General features: G+C 49.2%; 14 protein-coding genes. 5 read left to right on the top strand and 9 right to left on the bottom strand.

Annotated features, from left to right (window positions below):
* Positions 1–178 precede the first annotated feature (178 nt).
* Positions 179–2881, bottom strand: a complete 2703-nt coding sequence (gene gyrA / locus C2M36_RS05670; RefSeq protein WP_105254095.1) for a DNA topoisomerase (ATP-hydrolyzing) subunit A — start codon at positions 2879–2881, stop codon at positions 179–181.
* Positions 2882–3073: 192 nt separating this feature from the next.
* On the opposite strand from gyrA, the gene ubiG reads away from it, so the two are divergent.
* From ubiG to yfaE, 4 genes are all read left to right on the top strand, one after another.
* Positions 3074–3784, top strand: coding sequence for a bifunctional 2-polyprenyl-6-hydroxyphenol methylase/3-demethylubiquinol 3-O-methyltransferase UbiG (gene ubiG / locus C2M36_RS05665; RefSeq protein ID WP_105254094.1), 711 nt, complete (start codon positions 3074–3076; stop codon positions 3782–3784).
* A gap of 505 nt (positions 3785–4289) precedes the next feature.
* Positions 4290–6572, top strand: coding sequence for a class 1a ribonucleoside-diphosphate reductase subunit alpha (gene nrdA / locus C2M36_RS05660; protein WP_105254093.1), 2283 nt, complete (start codon positions 4290–4292; stop codon positions 6570–6572).
* 67 nt (positions 6573–6639) lie between these two features.
* Positions 6640–7770 carry a class Ia ribonucleoside-diphosphate reductase subunit beta gene (gene nrdB, locus C2M36_RS05655; RefSeq protein WP_105254092.1) on the top strand — a complete coding sequence of 377 codons (1131 nt, stop codon included), beginning with the start codon at positions 6640–6642 and terminating at the stop codon, positions 7768–7770.
* A gap of 48 nt (positions 7771–7818) precedes the next feature.
* A complete protein-coding gene (yfaE, locus tag C2M36_RS05650) occupies positions 7819–8088 on the top strand; it encodes a class I ribonucleotide reductase maintenance protein YfaE (protein WP_105254091.1) in 270 nt (89 codons plus the stop codon).
* Positions 8089–8115: 27 nt separating this feature from the next.
* Here yfaE and C2M36_RS05645 read toward each other — a convergent pair whose 3' ends face one another.
* Positions 8116–8640 (bottom strand): YaeQ family protein, encoded by a 525-nt coding sequence (locus C2M36_RS05645; RefSeq protein WP_105254090.1) that lies wholly within the window; start codon positions 8638–8640, stop codon positions 8116–8118.
* 150 nt (positions 8641–8790) lie between these two features.
* Here C2M36_RS05645 and C2M36_RS05640 point away from each other — a divergent pair, with 150 nt between their 5' ends.
* Positions 8791–11166 carry a TonB-dependent receptor gene (locus C2M36_RS05640; RefSeq protein WP_105254089.1) on the top strand — a complete coding sequence of 792 codons (2376 nt, stop codon included), beginning with the start codon at positions 8791–8793 and terminating at the stop codon, positions 11164–11166.
* 85 nt (positions 11167–11251) lie between these two features.
* Here C2M36_RS05640 and C2M36_RS05635 read toward each other — a convergent pair whose 3' ends face one another.
* The 7 genes from C2M36_RS05635 to C2M36_RS05605 all read right to left on the bottom strand — a co-directional run bounded on the left by C2M36_RS05635 (position 11252) and on the right by C2M36_RS05605 (position 23910).
* The gene (locus C2M36_RS05635) at positions 11252–12997 is read right to left on the bottom strand and encodes a DUF3466 family protein (protein WP_105254088.1); all 1746 of its coding nucleotides are present in this window, start codon (positions 12995–12997) and stop codon (positions 11252–11254) included.
* An 11-nt stretch (positions 12998–13008) separates the two neighbouring features.
* Positions 13009–14919 (bottom strand): ATP-binding cassette ATPase Uup, encoded by a 1911-nt coding sequence (gene uup / locus C2M36_RS05630; protein WP_105254087.1) that lies wholly within the window; start codon positions 14917–14919, stop codon positions 13009–13011.
* A complete protein-coding gene (locus tag C2M36_RS05625; RefSeq protein WP_105254086.1) occupies positions 14906–15154 on the bottom strand; it encodes a glutaredoxin family protein in 249 nt (82 codons plus the stop codon). Before C2M36_RS05625 ends, uup begins: the two co-directional genes overlap by 14 nt.
* Positions 15147–17267: a bifunctional 23S rRNA (guanine(2069)-N(7))-methyltransferase RlmK/23S rRNA (guanine(2445)-N(2))-methyltransferase RlmL gene (rlmKL, locus tag C2M36_RS05620; RefSeq protein WP_105254085.1), complete on the bottom strand. Its 2121-nt coding sequence runs from the start codon at positions 17265–17267 to the stop codon at positions 15147–15149. Before rlmKL ends, C2M36_RS05625 begins: the two co-directional genes overlap by 8 nt.
* Before the next feature lie 53 nt (positions 17268–17320).
* Complete coding sequence (locus tag C2M36_RS05615) at positions 17321–17848, bottom strand: cell division protein ZapC domain-containing protein (protein WP_105254084.1); 528 nt, start codon at positions 17846–17848, stop codon at positions 17321–17323.
* Between the two features lie 135 nt (positions 17849–17983).
* Positions 17984–18994, bottom strand: a complete 1011-nt coding sequence (pyrD, locus tag C2M36_RS05610; RefSeq protein WP_105254083.1) for a quinone-dependent dihydroorotate dehydrogenase — start codon at positions 18992–18994, stop codon at positions 17984–17986.
* 77 nt (positions 18995–19071) lie between these two features.
* Positions 19072–23910 (bottom strand): NAD-glutamate dehydrogenase, encoded by a 4839-nt coding sequence (locus C2M36_RS05605; RefSeq protein ID WP_105254082.1) that lies wholly within the window; start codon positions 23908–23910, stop codon positions 19072–19074.
* Positions 23911–24084: the final 174 nt, after the last annotated feature.

Below are 24084 nucleotides of genomic sequence, written 5' to 3'. Positions count from 1 at the left end.
CCCGTAGGGCAGCGCTTGTAGCGCATTTCTACTGTGTTGTTACATGTTCATGTAGAATCACTACACCACACATGTGCCGCCTTGTATAAACCCGCTACAAACTGCTGCAGAAACTAACAACAAAGGTCAACAGACCCTCTACAAGGATAAAAAAAGCGGCCGAAGCCGCTTTTATAGATTACTCAGAGTCTTGTTCAGGACCCTGCTCGGCCTCATCTCCAGGAGCTTCCTCCTGAATCACAGCTTCGTCGTGTTCCAGCGTGGCCAGTTCATCTTCATCGATTTCTTCGATACGTTGTAAACCAACCACCTGCTCGCCGTCAACCGTACGGATCAAAATAACCCCTTGGGTATTTCGGCCCACGGTAGAGACTTCGTTCACGCGGGTACGCACCAGGGTGCCGCGATTCGAGATAATCATGATCTCGTCGTTGTCATCCACCTGAACGGCACCGACCACTGCACCATTACGCTCGCTCACCTTGATAGATACCACACCTTGAGTCGCACGACTCTTAGATGGGTAATCCTCTAAAGCGGTACGCTTACCATAGCCGTTTTCGGTTACGGTTAGGATAGCACCATCGGACTTAGGCACGATGAGTGACACCACGCGCTGGTCGTCGGCCATCTTGATGCCGCGTACACCGGTGGCAGTACGGCCCATGGGACGTACACCCTTGAACTTGATTTCAGGGTTACCCTCTTCGTCAAGAACCGGGTTACCGTTTTCATCAACGACCGCTGATTCTTCAGCTTCTTTAAAGCGTACAACCTTACCGGCGTCGGTAAAGAGCATGATCTCATTGCTGCCATCGGTGATATCCACACCGATCAGGCTGTCGCCCTCGTTAAGGTTCACGGCAATAATACCACTGGCACGCTGACGGCTATAAGCGGTTAATGGCGTTTTCTTCACGGTACCGAAGGCGGTGGCCATAAAGACAAACTTATCTTCTTCGTACTCACGCACCGGCAAGATGGCGGTAATACGCTCATCGGCTTCCAGCGGCAACAGGTTGACGATAGGCTTACCACGGGCGGCGCGGCTAGCCAGCGGCAACTGATAGACCTTCAACCAATACAAACGACCGGCGGTCGAGAAGCATAAGATGGTGTCATGGGTGTTAGCAACCAATAGACGTTCAATAAAGTCTTCGTCTTTCATCTTGGTTGCGGATTTACCCTTACCACCACGGCGCTGCGCCTCGTAGTCACTCAGCGGCTGGTACTTCACATAGCCTTCGTGAGACAGAGTTACAACGACGTTTTCTTCGGTGATCAAATCTTCTAGGCTGATATCGTGGGCCGCGGCACTGATTTCGGTGCGGCGCTCATCGCCGTAGGTTTCCTTGATGGTAACCAATTCATCGCGGATCACTTCCATCAAGCGCTCCGGCGAGCCAAGAATATGCAACAGCTCTGCAATTAGCTCGAGTAGCTCTTGATACTCATCAAGGATCTTCTCATGCTCCAGACCGGTTAGCTTATGTAGGCGTAACTCAAGGATGGCCTGAGCCTGCTGCTCTGACAGATAGTACTGGCCGTCGCGAATACCTAAATCATCCGCCAGCCAATCTGGACGCGCGGCGTTATCACCTGCTTTTTCCAGCATGGCTTTAACGTTACCTAGCTCCCATGGGCGAGCAACAAGGGCTTGCTTCGCTTCCGCCGGTGTCGGTGACTTACGAATAAGTTCGATGATCGGGTCGATATTAGCCAAGGCAATGGCCAAACCTTCCAAGGTATGAGCACGCTCACGGGCTTTACGCAAATCGAATACGGTACGACGGGTTACCACTTCACGGCGGTGCAGGATAAAGGCTTCAAGCATTTCCTTGATGTTAAAGCACTTCGGCTGGTTACCGTCTAGGGCCACCATATTGATACCAAACACGGTTTGCATCTGAGTTTGGGCGTACAGGTTGTTCAGTACCACCTCACCCACTTCACCGCGTTTAATTTCAATAACAATGCGCATACCGTCTTTATCAGACTCATCACGCAGTGCACTGATGCCTTCTATTTTCTTATCTTTCACCAGCTCGGCGATTTTCTCGATAAGGCGGGCCTTGTTCACCTGATATGGAATTTCATGAACGATAATGGTCTCACGACCGGTTTTCTCATCCACTTCCACTTCCGCGCGGGCGCGAATGTAAATCTTGCCACGGCCTGTTTTATAGGCCTGTTCGATGCCTTTCTTGCCATTGATAATAGCGGCGGTCGGGAAATCCGGGCCTGGGATGTATTCCATCAATTCATCAATGGTGGTTTGCGGCTCTTTGATAAGCGCTAAACAACCGTTGATCACCTCGGTGAGGTTATGTGGCGGAATATTGGTCGCCATACCTACGGCGATACCCGATGAACCATTGACCAGCAGGTTAGGAACCTTAGTCGGCAATACATCCGGGATCTGCTCGGTGCCATCATAGTTAGGCACGTAATCAACGGTTTCTTTTTCTAAGTCGGCTAATAACTCTTGGGAAAGTTTTGCCATGCGTACTTCGGTGTAACGCATCGCCGCCGCCGAGTCACCATCCACGGAACCAAAGTTACCTTGGCCATCGACCAGCATATAACGCAGTGAAAACGGCTGCGCCATACGTACTATGGTGTCGTATACGGCACTGTCGCCGTGCGGGTGGTATTTACCGATGACGTCGCCCACTACACGGGCAGACTTTTTATACGGTTTGTTCCAGTCATTGCGGAGTTCATTCATGGCGAACAATACACGACGGTGTACCGGCTTTAAGCCGTCACGAACGTCGGGAAGCGCACGTCCTACGATTACACTCATGGCGTAATCCAGGTAGGAATTTTTTAACTCATCTTCAATATTAACCGGAAGGACTTCATTGGCGAGATCAGTCATTGATATCCACTTTCCTTCTTATTTGCGACAGGGTGTAATTTGCACGGGCTTGGCCGAACGTATCACCTGCCCCATTGTCATTATTATCTCAGCCCATGCTATCACATAATTTTTATTTTTACAGGCGCTAAATCTTTGCGATTTCACAAAATCCCCCCGTATAATGGCCTCAGACAAACGAGGAAGTTTTTTATGACCGAACATCAAAATGTAGATACGGATGAAATTGCCAAATTTGAAGCCATCGCACAGCGCTGGTGGGATCTCGACGGTGAGTTTAAGCCTTTACACGAAATCAACCCCCTGCGCCTGGACTTTATCGCCCAACATGCCAATGGCTTAGCCGATAAAGAAACCTTGGATATAGGCTGTGGCGGTGGCATTTTAGCGGAAAGCATGGCCAAGCTTGGCGCTAAGGTCACGGGTATCGATATGGGTCGCGAGCCTCTTAATGTCGCCAAGCTTCATAGTCTCGAGTCGGGCGTTAAAGTCGACTACCAACAAATTACCGCCGAGCAATATGCCGTCGAGCATGCCGAGCGCTTCGATGTGGTGACCTGTATGGAAATGCTTGAGCATGTGCCGGATCCGCAATCGGTGATCGCCAGTGCCGCCGCTCTGGCAAAACCCGGTGCCCAGGTTTACTTCTCTACCTTAAATAAAACGGCCAAGGCCTATTTGTTCGCCATTGTTGGCGCCGAGAAGTTGCTTAAGCTGGTACCTGAGGGGACACACGACCATAAGAAATTCATCCGTCCATCACAACTTATCCAGTGGGCCGAGCAAGCCGGATTGAAAGTGCGTCACAGCGCAGGACTCAGTTACAACCCGCTGAGCAAGCAATACACCCTGGGCCAGGACTTGGACGTTAACTACCTTTTGCACTTTGAAAAGCTGGCGTAAACAAAGCGTAGCCAATCCGGTTTGTGTTTTTCAAATGAGCGCATACACTATATCTGGTGGTTTGTTATTTTTTAAACACCAGATATAGTGCAATTTTGCTAATCGCGTGATGAAAAGATGGTCGACTTGATGATAAAAAACCCAGTCGGTTAGACTAGAAAAAAATCATTAAATTTGTGTTTTTTGACGTTGATTTTCGCCGACCGACAGCATTAAAAATGTTTGAAGGTTAACGGTTACTAACTGCGGCAACTTATCCACAGATTGTCACAGTTTGCGCCTCTTGCAAATACACGCAGACCCCACTATCTTGTGAATCACAGAGATGAAAACACCATATCTAGTGTTTAAAACTTACACAGCTATAAATGCTTGGTGGCCGTGGGCGATGGCGCAAAGCAAAGGCATGCTTAGACGTAGTAAATACATCGCCTGCTGTAGCTGATTAAAGACATCTTTAGCAGCTGTGCGCTAATACAATTAATTATAATTACGGGCAATAACTATGACTCAACAGTTATCTGTTAGCAAACGCGATGGACGTAAGGAAGCGTTGGATTTAGATAAAATTCATCGTGTCATTACTTGGGCCGCAGAAGGGCTCAATAATGTATCTGTATCTCAGGTAGAACTTAAGTCCCATATTCAATTCTATGACGGCATTCGCACCGAAGATATTCACGAAACGATTATCAAATCGGCCGCGGACTTGATCTCAAAAGATACGCCTGACTATCAGTATTTGGCAGCGCGTCTGGCTATTTTCCACCTGCGTAAAAAAGCCTATGGCCGTTTTGAGCCACCTAAACTGTATGATCATGTTGTTAAGCTCGTTGAAGATAAGCGTTACGACCAGCATTTAGTTACCGACTACACTCAGTCTGAATTTGAGCAAATGGATCAGTTTATTGACCATAGCCGCGATTTAAACTTCAGCTATGCCGCCGTTAAGCAGCTAGAAGGTAAGTATCTGGTACAAAACCGCGTTACCGGCGATATTTATGAGAGCGCCCAGTTCCTATATATGTTGGTTGCGGCCAGCCTATTCTCGGATTACCCAAAAGAAACGCGTCTTGATTATGTGAAGCGTTTTTACGATGCGGTTTCTCAATTTAAGATCTCGCTACCCACACCTATTATGTCGGGTGTTCGTACACCTACGCGTCAATTTAGCTCGTGTGTACTGATCGAGTGTGCCGATAGTCTAGACTCTATCAACGCTACGTCATCGGCGATTGTAAAATACGTCTCTCAACGCGCAGGCATCGGTATCAACGCCGGTCGCATTCGCGCCCTAGGTAGCCCAATTCGTAACGGTGAAGCGTATCACACAGGTTGTGTGCCTTTTTATAAGCACTTCCAAACCGCGGTTAAAAGCTGTTCGCAAGGCGGCGTACGTGGTGGTGCCGCTACCCTGTTCTATCCGCTATGGCACCTAGAGGTTGAAAACCTGCTGGTTCTTAAGAATAACCGTGGTGTTGAAGACAACCGTGTTCGCCACCTGGATTACGGTGTGCAATTTAACAAGCTGATGTATACCCGCTTGATCAAAGACGGTTTCATTACCTTATTCAGCCCATCGGATGTGCCTGGTCTTTACGATGCTTTCTTCGAAGACCAAGACTTGTTCGAGCAGCTTTATGTGAAATACGAGCAGGACGAGTCAATTCGTAAGAAGCGCATTAAGGCCGTTGAATTGTTCTCTATGTTCTTGCAAGAGCGTGCCAGCACGGGTCGTATTTACCTGCAAAACGTTGACCACTGTAATACCCATAGCCCATTTGATGCCAAGGTTGCACCTATTCGCCAGTCTAACCTGTGCCTAGAGATCGCCTTGCCAACTAAGCCACTGAACGATGTGAACGACGACAGCGGTGAAATCGCCCTGTGTACCTTGTCAGCCTTCAACTTAGGTGCCATTGAGTCACTGGATGAGCTGGAAGAGCTTGCCGAGCTGGCGGTACGTGCCCTTGATAACCTGTTGGATTACCAAGAGTACCCTGTGCCGGCCGCATACAATTCCACCATGGGTCGTCGTACCCTGGGTGTAGGCGTAATTAACTTCGCTTATTACCTGGCTAAAAATGGTAAGCGTTATTCGGATGGCAGCGCCAATGGCCTAACACATAAAACCTTTGAAGCGATTCAGTATTATCTGATGAAAGCATCAAACGAGCTGGCTAAAGAAAAAGGCGCGTGTCCTAAATTTAACGAAACCACCTATTCACAGGGCATTATGCCTATCGATACCTATAAGAAGGATCTCGATAGCGTCTGTGATGAGCCACTGCACCTGGATTGGGATGGCCTGCGCGAAAGCATCCAAGCCTATGGCATGCGTAACTCGACTCTGTCGGCGCTGATGCCATCGGAAACCTCGTCGCAAATTTCCAACGCGACTAACGGAATTGAGCCTCCGCGCGGTCATATCAGCGTTAAGGCGTCTAAAGACGGTATCCTTAAGCAAGTTGTGCCAGAGTATGAGCGTCTAAAAGATCAATACGAGTTGCTGTGGGACATTCCATCGAACGATGGCTACCTACAACTAGTGGGCATTATGCAAAAATTCGTTGACCAGACTATTTCGGCCAACACCAATTATGATCCGAACAAGTTCGATGGCGGCAAGGTGCCGATGAAGCTCTTGCTCAAAGATCTACTCACCGCTTACAAATTGGGTGTGAAGACCCTGTACTATCACAATACCCGTGATGGCGCAGCAGACGCCCAAGATGAGTTTAAGCCACAGGCCGATGATGGCTGTGAAGGCGGCGCTTGTAAGATATAATAATTAAGCGAGCGGCTTTTTAGCCGCTTCGCTTTGTTGTTCGACCCTGATTTGAGACCCCACGAATATGTCATACTCCACCTTTAGCCGTAATCGTAATGACCAATTGAAAGAACCTATGTTCTTTGGACAAACGGTGAACGTATCGCGCTATGACCAGCAAAAGTACCCTATTTTCGAAAAGCTGATCGAAAAACAACTGTCTTTCTTTTGGCGTCCAGAAGAAGTAGATGTCAGCAAAGACCGCGTTGACTTTCAGTCTCTGCCCGAGCATGAGCGTCATATCTTCTTAAGCAACCTGAAGTATCAGACCCTGCTCGACAGCGTCCAAGGCCGCTCACCGAATGTGGCCCTGCTGCCCATCGTTTCTCTACCTGAGCTTGAAACCTGGATTGAAACCTGGGCTTTTAGTGAAACGATCCACAGCCGCTCATACACCCACATTATTCGCAACGTCACCCAGTCTCCGGAAGTAATTTTCGACGACATAGTGACCAATGATAAAATCAATGAGCGCGCCGAAGAAGTAACTCGTTATTATGACGACCTGATCCACCTAACCTCACTTTATAACCTGTACGGCGAAGGCCATCACACGGTTAATGGTGAAGTCGTTGATGTGTCCTTGTACGAGCTTAAAAAGCGTTTGTACCTGGCCATGATGTCGGTGAATATCCTTGAAGCTATCCGCTTTTATGTGTCATTTGCATGCTCCTTTGCCTTTGCCGAGCGCGAGTTGATGGAAGGCAATGCGAAGATCATCAAGCTGATCGCCCGTGACGAAGCTCTGCACCTGTCCGGCACACAGCATATTCTTAATATCATGCAAGAAGGCAAGGACGATCCGCAAATGGCTGAAGTCGCTGCCGAGTGTCGTGAGCAAGCCATTCAAATGTTTGTTGACGCCGCTGAACAAGAAAAAGAGTGGGCCGAATACCTGTTTAAGGATGGCTCAATGATAGGTCTTAACAAAGACATTCTTTGCCAATATGTGGAATACATCACCAATGTGCGCATGAGCGCGGTGGGCTTACCGGCAAAGTTTGCCACTCAGAGTAACCCTATTCCGTGGATCAACTCGTGGTTGGTGTCTGATAACGTTCAGGTCGCACCCCAGGAGGCCGAGATCAGCTCTTACCTGGTCGGTCAAATTGATTCCGAGGTTGATGCCAACGACTTTGGCGATTTTGACCTGTAAACACATCTGGGCTCATTACGAGCCCATTTTCCTCATATCTATAAACTCGTGTGCAAAACAATCGCCTCTAACATTACCTTTAACGGCAAAACGCTCAGCCATAGCCCCGATAGCCCGTCTATCTTGCACAGCTTGGAGCGCCAAGGTGAAACCCCTGCCTATCAATGCCGCGAGGGCTTTTGTGGTGCCTGTCGGGCAACCTTAAAGCAAGGCGCAGTGCAATATAGTCACGAGCCATTGGCCTTTGTTCGCGACGGCGAAATCCTCCTGTGTTGCAGTATCCCAGATGGCGATGTCGTGATTGCCAGCGACGACTGACTCAAAGAAAGCACCTGTTAAGCACAGCTAAGGCCAGCTGATCAACACTTGTGAGCTCACATAGCAGTCCGATGTGGTGATGCTCAGCTGATCACGCTCGACACACACGTCCCAATGCAAAGATCGCGCTAGTACCGCTTCAAGCGCACTCACAAAACCCAGCTCCAAAGCAATAATCTCCGCACTGCCGTGGCTTACTTGCCAGGCATTGAGTTCATTTGAAATGGGAATAGTGGTGATCACGTACAGGGTTTGCGCACGGTTATAAATTTTGGTTAATTCATCGCAATTGTCATTAAAAACTTCAATCACCAGTTCATAATCGTCATGGAGATCATAGGCGACAATGTCTATTTGCGGCTTTTGTTTGCTCTCGCACAACACCAAATCATGACGATAGGCGAACAAGCAAAAACCGATTAAACGCAGGATGAAGTGATCAAGCAGCTCTTCATCTCTGCGGGCGGTAGTAAAGTGCTCGTTAAGCTGGCAATGATGGACATTATCGACAATCGCAAAATGTGCTTTAAATACCCGTCCTCTGTCGCTCATGGTGAAGCTGCTTACGCTGGCTATTCAATAGCATTAATTATAGTGTAATCTCGCTAAATCATTTTTTAATTAAGTTATACTATAACATTATTGTGTTGCGTTATTTTATAATGTTATAGTATCACTATTGTTAGTTAACGGATTTTATTTATGTTTAAACCAGCCGCATTATCCTGTGCCGTTGCTGCCCTATTGAGCTCGGCGAACGCCTTTGCCGGCGTTGTTTCAGGCCGCATCGTCGACGAACAACAGCAACCCTTAAGTGACGTCGTCATTCACTATCATGGCAAGCAACATAGTGTACGCAGCGACGAGCAAGGCCGATTCACCATAGAACTCGACCAAGCTGGGCAATTGCATTTCAGTAAAGAAAACTACATAGATAAACGCATGGATGTCAGCGCACAAGCGCAACAACTGGATATCATGCTCAGCGCCTCCGCGATTGAAACCGTGGTCATCTATGCATCCGGTTTGGACAAAAACAATCTCGACATGGTGTCACCTGTTTCCGTACTCGGTGGTGATGAGCTACGTGATAGAGCGCAGCCGACCCTAGGTGAAACCTTAAAAGGCTTGCCTGGCATTAATGCCAGCTATTTCGGACCGGTCTCATCAAGCCCGGTGATCCGTGGTCTAGACGGACCTCGCGTTAAAATTACGCAGAATGGTCTTGATAGCGGCGATGCCTCTCGGGTTGGTCCGGATCATGCGGTGGCGACCGAGTCCATCGTAGCCGAGCAGATAGAAGTATTACGCGGCCCCGCTACCCTACTCTATGGCTCGGGTGCCATTGGCGGTGTCGTCAATGTGGTTGATAACCGCATTCCTACGGATCGCATCGAAGGCTATCAAGGTGCGGCCGAATACAGCCATGATACGGTTTCCAACACCAATACCTATGCCGGTAAATTTACCTCAGGCTATGATGGCTTTAATTTCCATGTTGATGGCAGCGATCGCGTTGGCCATGACTATGAAACGCCAACCTTCACCCTTGAAGAAGATGGCGAACTAGAGCGCCATGACCGCGTTGCCAACACCTTTATCGATAGCGCCACGGTAAATATCGGTAGCAGCTATGTCACCGAGCATTGGACCCTGGGTTTATCCTACGGGACTATCGAGAGCGATTATGGGATCCCCGCTCACGGCCATGATCACGGCCACGAAGACGAGCACGCCCATGAAGGTGAGCTTGATGGCCATGATGAAGGAGAGCATGAAGGCGAAGAAAAAGTATTTGCCCGCATGCAGCAAGATCGTTGGCAGGCCCTGGCGAGCTACTCCTTCCATGATAGCTTTATTGAAGCGCTAACCCTGCGCGCCGGATACAGTGATTATGAGCATGGTGAAATCGAAGGCGCGAATGTAGGCACGCTGTTTAGCAATACCAGCCGCGAGGCTCGATTAAATGCCAAACATCGCCTTGGTCAGTGGCATGGTACCCTTGGCTATCATTACAGTGATTCCGATTATCGCGCCGATGGTGAAGAAGCTTTCACTCCAGCAACAAAAACCAAGGTGCATGCCCTGTATCTACTAGAAGAGCGTGAATTTGCACGCTGGACTCTGGAATTAGGTGCTCGCATCGAAGATTACCAGTTAGACAGTGAGATAAACGACGAAGCCGGTCACCACGACCATGAAGAAGAAGTGGGCCATGAAGAGTCAACGACCGCCTATGAGTACAGCGATACTAACTTAAGCCTATCACTTGGTGGGATTTGGAATTACCAGGACGGTTATGCCCTAGCCTTAAGCCTGTCGCGTTCCGAGCGAGCTCCTCTAACCGGCGAACTTCTTGCCAACGGCACCCATATTGCGACCGGCACCTATGAACTAGGTCTGGCGTATCATATCGAAGATGGAGAAGCCCATTTTGAAGGCGACGATATCGCCCAGGAAACCGCGACCAACATCGATTTTAGCTGGCGTAAATTCGTTGGCGACTTTGGCTTTAACTTCAGTGCCTTCTATAACGATGTAGACAATTTCTACTACCAAGAAAACACTGGATTAGTGTTCGACCATGACGGTGGTTTTATCGATGCGGGTCTTGCCGACGATGATGCCCTTGCCGTGTACCAGTATCGCAGTGGTGATGCCGAGCTATACGGTTTTGAGTTCGACGCCCACTATGCCTTATCGGCAAACTGGCAAATTAAGGGCTTTGCCGACTCGGTTACGGCCAAACTCAAAGATGGCGACCACCTGCCGCGTATCCCTGCGGCAAAAATCGGCTCTCAGTTAAGTTATGGTTTTGAAGATTGGGACTTCGCCCTGATAGCTACTCATTACCTGAAACAAAACGACATCAGTGCGTTTGAAACCGAAACAGACGCTTACACCCTGGTCGACTTTAAGGTGAACTATAACTTTAGCCTAGGCCAGTTCGATGGTGTTGCCTACTTACAGGCACAAAACCTTGGAGATGAGCTCGGCTTTGTGCATACCTCCTTTATTAAGGATGAGGCTCCATTACCCGGGCGCAACTTCCGTCTAGGGATCAGAGCCTACTTCTAACTAGGCTCACCACCGCCAAAGCGGGTGGTATAAGAGTAATAACAAAAAGGCCCTGTCAAAACAGGGCCTTTATATTTATACGCGATTACTTAAATCGGCGTCTCAGAGCCAATAAAGGCAGCGCCAATAAAGCTAACCAACCGAGCGAGCCACTTTGGCGCTCATAGGTTTCTGCCGCTTCTGGTGGACATTCTTCAATTTCGCCACCGGCAATCGGGCTCAGTTTCACTGGCGTGGCCACACTTTCGTACAGTATCTTACCCGAGTCATCCACTTCAACTTCGCCACGGGCATTCAGCTTTTCTTTGGTTTTAGTGGCAACACCGTAAATAATGCCGTCATCATCAATGGCGGTGGCTTCGGCAAAGTTATAAGGGTAGTTACTTTCGCCATCGATATCATAGCAAGGAAGCAAGTCATTGATATTGGCAATCTTGTCATCGCCAATGCTATAGATAAAGCCTTCGCGACGACGACTCGATGAGTTCACTACATCAACTTCACCTTCACCTATGATCACGCCATTGGCATTGATGGCACGAGCCACCGAGCTGGAACTAACGAAGTAATCGCTTGGGAACACGGTTTGACCCGTATTGACATCATGGTAGAAAAACTTGGTGGTGGTACGTCCTTCGACCCGCTTAGTACCAAACCCAGTGATGATACCTTCATCATTAATCGCCACTGCCTTACCAGAGAACCAATCATCCTCTTGATTCAAAAGCTCTAATACCTGACCGTCTTTATACAATACTGGCATTGTGCGTATGGAGTTCTCATTATCAAATTTACGAACATGAGAATAACCCACGGCAATCCCTTGGCTATTTACAGCCAAAGCCACTGAAACGAACGCATTACCATCATCTTCGTCCGGCACCAGGCCAAGGCCAAGATCCTTGGTTTCAACCGTGTTCAAATCGGCATCTAGCGTCCAAATTACTGCTCTGCGGTCATACATACCATTTAGAGTGTTACTTGACGCTAGGTTCTCTAAACGCCATACACACACGGCAATAGGCTCATCTTCATCGTCACAGCGATCATCATAGTCTTCCTGGCGATCAACAGGAACGCCAATGGACGCGCTACCTGCAACATAGTAACCCCCATCCGGGCGTTGCACTATATCGGAAGCCGTGCTGGTGCCACCATAAAGGTCCGAGATGGGTTGCAGCGTGCTTACTTCGCCGCTAGGGGAAACCACTACACCACGCGAGCGATAATCTCGAACAAAGTAAGTTTCCGGCTCGTCATCACCCTGGGGCGTAAACTCGATTTTTTCATAAGGTGCCGAGCCACTGCCGACGCGCACACCATCATCGCTAATAGCATTATATAAATTGCTAACACTGCGAGTATAGCCTTCGTAATCGGAAGAAGGCTTATCCAGTAATACCTGCTCAACCGCCGGGCTCGGAGTAAAGTTTACGGCGGCCACATCAGCTATTTTCTGCCAGTTTTCATCACCATTGGCATTTGCCAAAAAGTTCAGCATAAAGGTTAAGGCGTCGGCATTTAAATCACCCCCGGCAATATCATCCAGGGTAAAGGTGATTTCCTTGTCGATGGCTTCAAATTGCAGCGTTTCCCAGCTGTCATAGGCGCGCGTAATAGCGCCCTCGGTAAAATCAATATAACTGACATCGATGGGCAGATTATAAATACCACGGGCTAGACCAATAACTTCGCCATTATTATTGGCATCAACAATGTAGTGGTGTTTTGCGCCTGCTAAGGTACTGAGTTCTTCTAGTTGATATACCGCGGCTTGGGCGCTGGCACTGAGGCCGGCAACTATGCTCAATGCAACTAAGGATTTTTTCATCTTCTTCCCTACTACTGATTTTGTAATTCTTCGAGTTCTTCCCAACGGGCGAACGCAGCTTCAAGCTTCGACTCAAGCTCTGCCAATAGGTTCAATTTGGCATTGGTTATTTCATTGTCTTGCTTAAAAAAGTCACTACTATTGACCTCTTGCTGCAAGCTGTCAATAGCTTCTTCGAGTTCTTCCACCTGGTTAGGCAATTGTTCTAACTCGCGTTTGTGCTTATAAGACAATTTATTGGCCGATTTTTGCTTCACTGCCTTAGGCGTATCAACGGCAGCTTTTTGTGCTTGCTTTTTGGCCGCCTCTTGTGCGGCGATTACCTGCTGTCTATACACTTCGTAATCGCTGTAACCACCGATGACCTCGGTAATTTTGCCATTACCATCGAAGCCCCACACGCTCGAACAGGTGTTGTCGATAAATTCCCGGTCGTGACTGACGATCAGCACGGTACCCTGATACTGGTTAACGATTTCTTCTAATAGCTCAAGGGTTTCGATATCCAGGTCGTTCGTCGGCTCGTCCAGCACTAATACATTGGAAGGCTTTAAGAAGATCTTAGCCAATAACAAGCGGTTTTTCTCACCACCGGAGAGCGCTTTAACCGGGGTTCTAGCGCGTTTGGGTGGGAATAAAAAGTCTTGTAAATAGCCCAGCACATGACGGCTACGTCCGCCGATTTGTACTTCTTGCTTACCATCGGCCACATTGTCTTGAACACTGGCTTCTTCATCAAGCTTGGCGCGATACTGATCGAAATAAGCAATTTCGAGGTTTACCCCCTGCTTAAGCTTACCGCTAATTGGTTGTAACTGACCAAACAACAGCTTTAACAAGGTGGTTTTACCGACACCATTGGGGCCGACCAAGCCCACTCGGTCACCGCGCATTAGTAAGGTCGAGAAGTCATCCACAATCACCTTATCGCCAAAGGCGTGGCACAGGTGCTGAGCCTCAGCCACCAGTTTACCGGAACGAGCGGCGGTTTCGATGTTTAAGTCCACCTTACCGACCTGCTCGATACGCTGCTTGCGCTCTTGGCGCAATGATTTGAGCGCCCGTACTCGCCCTTCGTTACGGGTACGACGGGCTTTAATCCCCTGGCGTATCCAGGCTTCTTCTTCGGCGAGCTTTTTATCAAACTCGGCGTTTTGCTGCTCTTCCACCTTTAAATCATGAGCTTTACGCTCTAAGTAGGTGGCATAGTCGCCGGGGTATGAGACCAGTAGACCACGGTCTAAGTCGAGAATACGGGTTGCCAAGGCACGAATAAAGGCACGGTCGTGGGAAATAAAAACGATAGCGCCCTTAAACTCTTTTAAAAATTGCTCTAACCACTGCACCGAGGCCACATCCAGGTGGTTGGTAGGCTCATCAAGAAGCAGTAAATCAGGCTCACCGACCAGTGCCTTGGCCAGTGCAACTTTGCGCAGCCAACCACCGGATAAGGTGGCCAGCATGGCATCGGCCTCCAGTTGCAATTGCCCCAGTACCAACTTAATTTTAGACTCAAAACGCCAGCCATCTTTGGCTTCGATTTCAGCAGAAATCGTCGCGAGACGCGCCAAGGCTTTTTCATCCTCGGCATTGTCTGCTAAGGCGGCGTTGAGATTGTGAAACTCTTTAAGCAAACGCGCCAAGGCCGGTAAACCGTCGGCTACGTAATCAAATACGGTGCCGTCACTATCGCGAGGGGGATCTTGCTCTAAGCGCGCAATTTTAAGCTCGCCCACCTGGTTGATATCGCCATCATCGAGCAATACATCGCCACTAAGTACCTTTAAAAACGTCGATTTACCGGCGCCGTTACGGCCAACCACACACACTCGCTCACCTTGCTCGATAACGGCATTGGCGCCATCTAGTAAGGGATGCGTACCATAGGCTAGTTGCCCGTTTGTTATTCTAATTAGGTCCATACTGCTTAATCAATTCGCTGATTGCCTGCTGGTCGAAAGGCCACCCCAGCTCGGCCTGTGGGTCTTGTGCCAAAGCCAGCACTGGAATACGTACCTGATACGCTTCGAGCCACTGTGGCTGGTCGATAATATCACGCAACTCAATGGCGTCGATATCCGGGTGCTGTTGCACTAAGGCATGCGCCTGCTCACACAGGTGGCAACCATCGGTATGATAGAGCACCACCTTAGCCATGTCGGATCACCCAGGCATTGTGAATATGTTTGTTGCGAGCAAAGTCAGGAGACTGAGTCTGCTCGGTAATGTTCTCGCACTGCAAACCTTGTAATGCCAAGGCATCCACATCCATCTTGAAACCACGCTTATTGTTGGAAAATAGCAAGGTCCCCTGCTTGGCAAGTAGCTTTGCCGCATCCTTGATCAGCGTCACATGGTCTCGCTGAACGTCAAAGCTATCGCGCATGCGTTTCGAGTTTGAAAACGTCGGCGGATCCAAGAAGATCAGATCATACTCGCCGCGGGTGCGTTTTAGCCACTCAATACAATCGCCCTGTTCAAATCGGTAGCGCGGGCTTTTAAGGTTATTGAGGGCAAAGTTGCGCTGTGCCCATTGCAAATAGGTTTTTGACATATCCACCGTGGTTACCGACTTAGCACCACCAAGCGCCGCCTGCACCGATGCGGTACCGGTATAGGCAAACAGGTTAAGCACGCGTTTGCCCTGGCTCAGCTCGCGAACCAGCTTACGGGCAAGGCGATGATCCAAGAAGATACCGGTATCCAGGTAGTCAAACAGGTTCACCTCAAATTTAGCGCCATACTCAGTGATCACCATGGTCTTGCCTTGAGAGCCTTGAGTTTGATACTGACTGTCGCCCTTTTGCTTACGGCGCTCCTTTAGTGCAACCTGTCCCGGAGCAATCTCCAAGGTCTCACAGGTGAGCATAAGCACATCCTGCAGGCGCTTTTGCGCGACATTGGGGTCGATATTCTTTGGCGCCGCGTATTCGTAAATCACCGCGCTGTTTTGGTAAACATCAACGGCGACGTTGTATTCCGGGATATCCGCATCGTAGAGGCGATAGGCGGTGATTTCATCGCTTTTGAGCCATTTCTTCAGGGCCTGGCGATTTTTCTTCAGGCGATTGGCAAAGGCCACCGACTCTTCAAAATGCAAGGGCGTTTTGCTTTCGCTCTGTCCTTGTGTCTGTTGCTCTGTGATGTCATACAGGGCCAACAAGGTATCGAGTGGGCCATTCTTAAATTTGTATTGCTTATGCTTTACCAGTTTAAACAGCTTGAGCATTTCTGGCTCGCTGATCAAGAGTGCGGCGCGCCAGTGACAAAAGTGCTGCTTCAACTGATGACCCATCTGGCGATACAGGGCGACGATTTCCGCCATGGAGCCAAGACGCTCACCATAAGGCAAGTTCGCCAACAACACCCCAGGGCGCTTCGCCGGTGCCTTCATATCGGCAAGGTCACCAACGGCAAAATCGATACATTCGCTCACCCCGGCGTTAGCGGCATTCTCTTGCGCCTTTTTAATCACCTGAGGGTTAATATCACGACCGATAAGCCAAGGTTTTACATCCAAGCTAACCTGGTCTTTAATGCTTTGTTTTAGCTCTTTGAATTTAGCGATACGGAAGCTCGGCAGACGCTCAAACGCAAAACCTTCGCGCGATAGCCCTGGTGCCTTGTTTTGGGCCATCAGCGCCGCTTCGATAAGCAAGGTACCCGAACCACAGGTTGGGTCGAATAAGGGCTTGCTGGTGTCTTCCAGCCAACCGCTGCGCATTACTAATGCGGCGGCCAGGTGTTCTTTTAACGGTGCCTTACCCTGGGCACTACGATAACCACGCTGCGACAGGCGCGGGCCGGAATAGTCGATATACAGGGTGAGCTTATCGCGATTAAGTTTGGCAACCATGCGTACGTCCGGCGTTTCTTTGCTAACGCTAGGACGGCGCTCATAGAGGTCATAGAAATAGTCACAAATGGCGTCTTTGATCACCAAGGCACCGAACTGAGTGTTTTTCAACTGACGATTGGTACCGCTGAATTCCACCGCAAAGGATTGATCCGGACCGAAAAACTCTTGCCATGGCTGAAAGCGGGCAAAATTATACAGGGAGGTTTTATCTTCGATGTCGCTGCCTTGTTGCAACACCAGCATGATGCGGGTGGCCAAACGGGTGCACAGGCAAATCTTTTGCGCGGTCAAACTATCGGCGGTGAACTCGACGGCGCCGACTCGCTGTTTATTGACTTCAGCACCTAGTTCGGTGAGTTCTTGTTGTAGCAGTTGTTCAATGCCAATGGATGTAGAAGCGACAAATTGCAAGGTGACTTTCCTATCTCGTAAATTCCCCGAGATTGTATCACAGCCCCTATCCGTTAGGCGCTTTTTTGTTGTCCCTGGGCAGAGAAAATCGGGGTAATACGGTCGTTTAGCACCTTGATCACGGCAAACTGTTGCAGCTCTAGGTTTTCATCCAAGGCAAAGCTGGACTCGAGGCATAAACACACGCTGGCGTGCTCGGCACAGTCGACGATTAGGAATTGCCCACTCTGCTTAGAAGAGGTGAGTTGAACCACGGCTTCATGATTAACCTGGTCGCCACTGTAGGGGGCGAAAAACCAACTTTTAGCCAGCATGGGCTTGAGGTAGTGCTTGACCGCGGTGGCATTGAGGGCAATTTGGCAGATATGCGCATCACTCCACAGCGAGAAACCGCTGAGGTACTGACATACCTGCTGATAGAACTCGGCATCACGCAGATTAAACTTTGGCTGGGTAAAGGCTTCATCAATCAGCTGACGGCTTTTATATGGCGTGCAAAACTGCATGTCACCCATGTCGAGTAACAGTGTATTGCGTTCGTCGCATACTTGCCATTGCCAATCTTGCTGTGCCTGTAACATCCCTTCCTCGATTTAACCTAAATTAAAGTCAATAAAATCAATGCTTATAACTTTGGATTATAGCGCTTGGCGATCCCCTGTAAAATAAATTCTAATAACATTTTACTAGGGATCGTCCATATCAATAACGGATCCTTATAAGCCGTTAATGATCCGTTTTACCAGCGCCGGTCCTTCGTAGATAAATCCGGTATAAATCTGTACCAGATCCGCACCAGCATTGAGTTTCTCCTTGGCAGACTCGGCGCTGTCGATACCACCAACACCGATAATCGGCAATTGACCATTGGAAATTCGCTTGATCTCCTTGATCACTTCTAAGGACTTGGCGCGCACCGGACGACCGGATAAGCCACCGGCCTCATCGGCATACTGCAAGCCCTGGACGGCGGTGCGGTCTAAGGTCGTATTAGTGGCGATAACTCCGTCTATCTTGTTATTCAGCAGTGATTGCGTAACCTGCTCTACCTGCACCTGATCGAGATCCGGCGCCACCTTCACCAGCATGGGTACCTGCTTATTGTGCTTGGCGACTAGATCCAGCTGCTCATTTTTCAGGCTAGACAAAAGATCGTCCAGCGCTTCGCCGTACTGTAAGTCACGCAGACCCGGCGTGTTGGGTGAAGAAATATTGACCGTTATATAAGAGGCGTGCTCGAACACCTTACGAATACAATGGATGTAATCATCCTTGCCCTGCTCGTTCGGCGTATCCTTGTTCTTACCAATATTAATGCCCAAAATACCGCGATAGTTAGACGCTTTAACATTGGCAACCAGGTTATCCACGCCCTTGTTGTTAAAGCCCATACGGTTGATCACCGCATGCTGCTCTGGCAAACGGAAAATACGCGGCTTGTCGTTACCCGCCTGCGGACGAGGCGTGACCGTCCCTACTTCGATAAAACCAAAGCCCATTTGCGCAAAGGCATCGATGCACTCGGCATTTTTATCCAGGCCGGCGGCCAAACCCACTGGGTTTTTAAATTCCAAACCAAGAAACTCGGTTGGCTTATCCGCCACGTTTTGCGACCAGGCCACGGACAATGGCGTGTTAGCAAAGCGACGCAGGTTGTTTAGCGCAAAGTCATGCGCCCATTCCGCGTCCTTGGTAAACATAAAACGGCGTGCTAATTCGTAAAACATGGATCCCCCTAGAAAAAAAATACCCCAGCCAAAAGCTGGGGTATTCTACAGAGTTTTACTGCTTATTAACAGAGAGCTTAGTTACGTTGATCACAGTTATGTGCAAGTAACATCAACTCACGCAGCGCGACGGAGAACTTCGCAAAATCATGACTTTGTGAGGTCTTGAATTCGCTTAGCATCTGCTGCCAGCGGTGCAATAAGGCTTCATGCTCATCCATCCAGGCGTCGATTTGGGCATCAACATCCTGTTCCTTGTCATCGAAGCTGCGTAGTACCACATCGGTTAGGGTACGCTGCTGCCAATCCAACTCTTCACGGTAAGAGGCACGGGCAAGCGCTTGCCAGTGGTTTTGTACCGGCTGATTGGTGATCTGTGTAAGGAACCAGTGTAGGCCCATACGCGCACCCAACTTGAAGTAAGTGCTCGAAACGATCGCCGTTGAACGTTTGCTTTGTGTCGCCACTTCCGCCAGATCCATTGCTGAGAACAGGCTTGAAAGCGATACGATACGCATTGCCAGCTGCGCCGGTACACCTTTGTCAGCCAGGGCCGTTGCATTTTTACGGATCTGCTCGCTCTCTGTGCTCACCATGTAGCTGTGCAGATTGTCGGTTAGATCTTTAAAGCAAGGGGCAAAGTGTTCGATGCTCTGCTCAATGGTCAAGGCTTTATTGCGATGACGCAGGAACCAACGTGTAGCACGACGTACGGTACGACGAAGCTGATACAACATCTCTGTTTGTACCGCCGCATCAACCTGGTTGTCTAATGCACTGATCTCGCTCCAGGTCGTCGGCAAGGCGAAGATTTCACGAGCCATGCTGTAACACAGGGCGATTTCGGCATCCGAAGCACCGGTTTCTTCGTGCATGCGCACCATGAAGTTAAGGCCCATGTCATTGACAATGTTGTTGGCCAACTTGGTGGCAATGATTTCACTGCGCAGCGGGTGGTTATCCATGGCTGCATTAAAGCGCTCACGTAGTGGCACAGGGAATGATTGCACCAATAGCTGACGGTAGTATGGATTTTCCGATACTTCGTCTGTTACCAGTGTTTCTTTAAGCACCATTTTCGCGTACGACACCAACACAGATAGCTCTGGACGGGTCAGGTCTTTACCTGCCGCAGCGCGCTCTGCCAGCTCTTCATCGCTCGGTAAGAATTCGATAACGCGATCCAGCTTGCCTTCTTTTTCAAGGGCGTGGATAAAGCGGATCTTCTCTTTAAGCGTTGATGTGCCTTTAGATTGCGTCACAGAAATGGTCTGCGTTTGACGGTAACAGTCTTTCAGTACCAACTCAGATACTTCATCCGTCATCGCATAGAGCAATTCATCACGCTGCTTCTTGGTCAGATCGCCTTCACCCACTAAAGAGTTAAGCAAGATCTTGATGTTAACTTCGTTATCCGAACAGGCTACACCGCCCACGTTGTCGATAAAGTCGGTGTTGATACGACCACCTTTGGCCGCAAACTCGATACGACCCAGTTGCGTGGCACCTAGGTTACCGCCTTCACCGAAGATTTTCGCACCCAGCTCGCCGCCGTTAATGCGCAGTGCGTCGTTGGCACGGTCGCCCACGTCTGTGTCGGTTTCTGACTTAGCCTTGATGTAGGTACCAATACCGCCGTTCCACAGTAGGTCTACCGGCATCATCAGTAGTGCTTTGATCAGCTCGTTTGGCGTCATCGCCGCTTTCTTAGTGCCAATCATCTTCTTGATCTCAGGAGTCAAGGTGATTGACTTGGCACTACGATTAAAGATACCACCGCCTTGTGAGATCAAGTCGCTGTTGTAATCTTCCCAGCTTGAACGCGGCAGCTCGAATAAACGCTTGCGCTCTTCCCACGACGTGGCCGCATCCGGATTCGGGTCGATAAAGATGTGCATATGGTTAAATGCCGCTTGTAAACGGGTGTGCTTAGAAAGCAACATACCGTTACCGAATACGTCACCAGCCATGTCGCCGATGGCAATGGCGGTAAAGTCAGTGTTCTGGCAGTCAATACCGATTTCACGGAAGTGACGCTTAACAGACTCCCACGCACCTTTAGCCGTGATGCCCATCTTCTTGTGGTCGTAACCGATAGAGCCACCCGAGGCAAAGGCATCGCCTAGCCAGAAACCGTACTCTTGAGCGATACCGTTGGCGATATCTGAGAAGGTCGCGGTGCCCTTATCGGCGGCTACAACCAGGTACGGGTCATCTTCGTCATGACGAGTTACATTGTCAGGCGCTTTGATTTCGCCATGAACAATGTTGTCGGTGATATCAAGTAAACCGCGGATGAAGATCTTGTAGCACTCTTGTCCTTCTTTGAAGAAGGCTTCGCGCTCGCTAGGAAGCTGCTTACAAACGAAACCGCCTTTAGAGCCCACAGGAACGATAACCGTATTCTTAACCTGCTGCGCCTTAACCAGGCCCAGTACCTCGGTACGGAAGTCTTCACGACGGTCTGACCAACGTAGACCACCACGGGCAACCTTACCACCACGTAGGTGCACACCTTCTACGCGCGGTGAATAAACAAAGATTTCAAACGCAGGCAGCGGCAGTGGTACATCCGGGAGCAGGCTTGGTTTGACCTTGAATGAGATGTACGACTTAAACAGGCCATCGTCTGCTTTCTGATAATAGTTGGTGCGCAATGTTGCCTTGATCATATCAACGTACAAACGAATGATGCGGTCATCATCCAGGTTGGCAACGTTTTCAAGGGCTTCATAAATTTGTGCAGCCAGCTTTTCTAGCGCCTTGTCTGTGCCTGGAGCCTTAACCGAGAACTTCTTGGCAAACAGTTTAACGATCTGCGTGGCGATGTCCGGATAGTTGGCAAAGGTGCTTTCAATGTAACTTTGCGAGAAAGTCACACCGATTTGACGCATATACTTGGCATAAGCGCGCAGGATTGAGGCTTCACGACCCGTTAGGCCGCCAACCAATACCAAGCGGTTAAAACCATCGTCTTCCAGGCGATTGTTCCATACGTCCGTTAGGGCTTTTTGGAAACGTGCTGATACCTTGTCAAAATCAGCCACTTCTTTGCTGCTTAGCAACATTGAGAAGTCCATGATCCAATTTACCTGGCCGTCGGAAGTTTTCACCGCGTAGGGCGTTTCACCGATAACGCGCAGACCAAAGTTTTCCAACATCGGCATCACGTCAGATAGGTGGATTGGTTCGTCTTTGTGGAACAAAGATAAACGCACTATGTTTGAGCTCACTTCTTCTTGCGGACGGTAAAACAGCATTTCCAGCTTGTTGTCGTCATCAAGTAGCTCTAACTTTTCAATATCAACCACGGCAGCGCTCGGCAATACCTGATCTTTATAGGCGCTGGCAAACGCGTTGGCGTATTTGCGGTTGAGTTCATTACCACGGGCTTCGCCGTTGTTACCAAGTAAGGCCGATTGCAGTTTGTCTTCCCAAGTGCGGGCCGCTTCTACTAAATTGCTTTCGATTTCTTTCACGTCGTAATCTACGTTGTCTTCTTGCACGCGCACTATGTAGTGGGTACGAGCAAGGTTTGATTCTGAGAAGTAAGTGGTAAAGGCCACTTTGTCGTTCGAGCCAAAGGCTTCCGCAAGAATTTGCTGGGTTTCACGGCGCAGCGCAGTGTTATAACGCTCACGCGGTACATACACCATGCACGAGAAGAAACGACCATAGGTGTCTTTGCGCACAAACAGGCGACACATATCACGCTCTTGGATATGCAATACGCCCATGGCCACATCAAGCAGCTCACTTTCACGTGCTTGAACCAGCTCATCACGGGGATAGGTTTCAAGGATATTCAGCACCGCTTTATAGGCGTGTGTACCCACAGCGAAATCACTCATTTCCAGGACGCGGCGGATCTTCGACTTCAACACCGGCACATCGGCAGCGCTGTTATTATAGAAGCTTGACGAGAACAAACCGATAAAGCGGTCTTCACCGACCACGTTACCGTCTTTATCAAAACGCTTGATACCGATGTAATCGGTGTGCGCCGGACGGTGAACACGAGAAACCGAGTTGGTTTTAGTTAATACCAATAAGTTGTTACTGCGTGCTTCTTTACGAGCTGTTTCCGGCATGGTCGATAGTAAACGGATCTGGCCTTCGTCCGAGTTCTTCATCAGACCCAGGCTGGTGCCTTCTACACCCTTCAACTGGTGGTCGCCTTTTACCGGAGTCAGTTGGTATTGACGGTAACCCATGAAGGTAAAGTTGTCGCTTGCCAGCCACTCTAGAAACTCCATGGTTTCGTTGAGGTCAACCTCATCCACATTGTTAGGACGCTTAGGTAGGTCTTTGATCACTTCGAGCAACTTGCTACGAATAGGCTGCCAGTCTTCGACTGCAAGCCTTACATCGTTGAGTACCGACTCAAGCTCTGCTTTGAAAGCGTTAATTTCGGCTTCGTCGGTTTGACGGTCAATCTCAATAAAGAACACGGTTTTCGTCGAGTTCGACTCTTGCTCGGCTTTTAGGTTCGAAAGATTGATGATGGCGCCATCGTTATCGCGCTGAATTTTTAACGGCGTATGTAACAACAGGTGTGATGCGATGTTGGCACGGTTCAGTGACATGCGCACCGAGTCCACCAAAAATGGCATGTCCTTAGCGATGATTTCAACGATGGTGTGAGAGGATTGCCAACCGTGTTTTGCTACTTCAGGGTTAATTACACGGATCACCGCCTCATCGCCCAGGTTTCCTTCTAGGGAATTCCAAAGGCTAAGTGCGGCCCCGTAGAGGTCACTGTCATTTCTGTGTACTAGGTCCTCAGCCGACATATTGCTGTATAACGCGTGGGCGAATTTGTCGACCAGTGACACCTTGTCTGGATTAACTTTGCTCTTAATAAGCTTGCTGACGTTATTCAGAATAACGCTAGCGTGACCGTCATTTTGTGTCATTGTGTGTTCCTTAATCTATACCGCCTTGTGAACGGGTGACTGAATAGCGTGGAGTCGGGCTAAATTCTAACGCTTTTACAGCTAATAAACAGCCTTTTCGTTGAAATCAGACCAATGATTTCAGCGTCTTGGCTAACTATTCACAAAATATAGATAGAAATGGCCGTTCCCGGC

It is taken from the genome of Pseudoalteromonas sp. T1lg75 (genome assembly GCF_002964705.1).
Lineage (GTDB): Bacteria > Pseudomonadota > Gammaproteobacteria > Enterobacterales > Alteromonadaceae > Pseudoalteromonas.
This window is presented reverse-complemented; position numbering and strand designations above follow the sequence as displayed.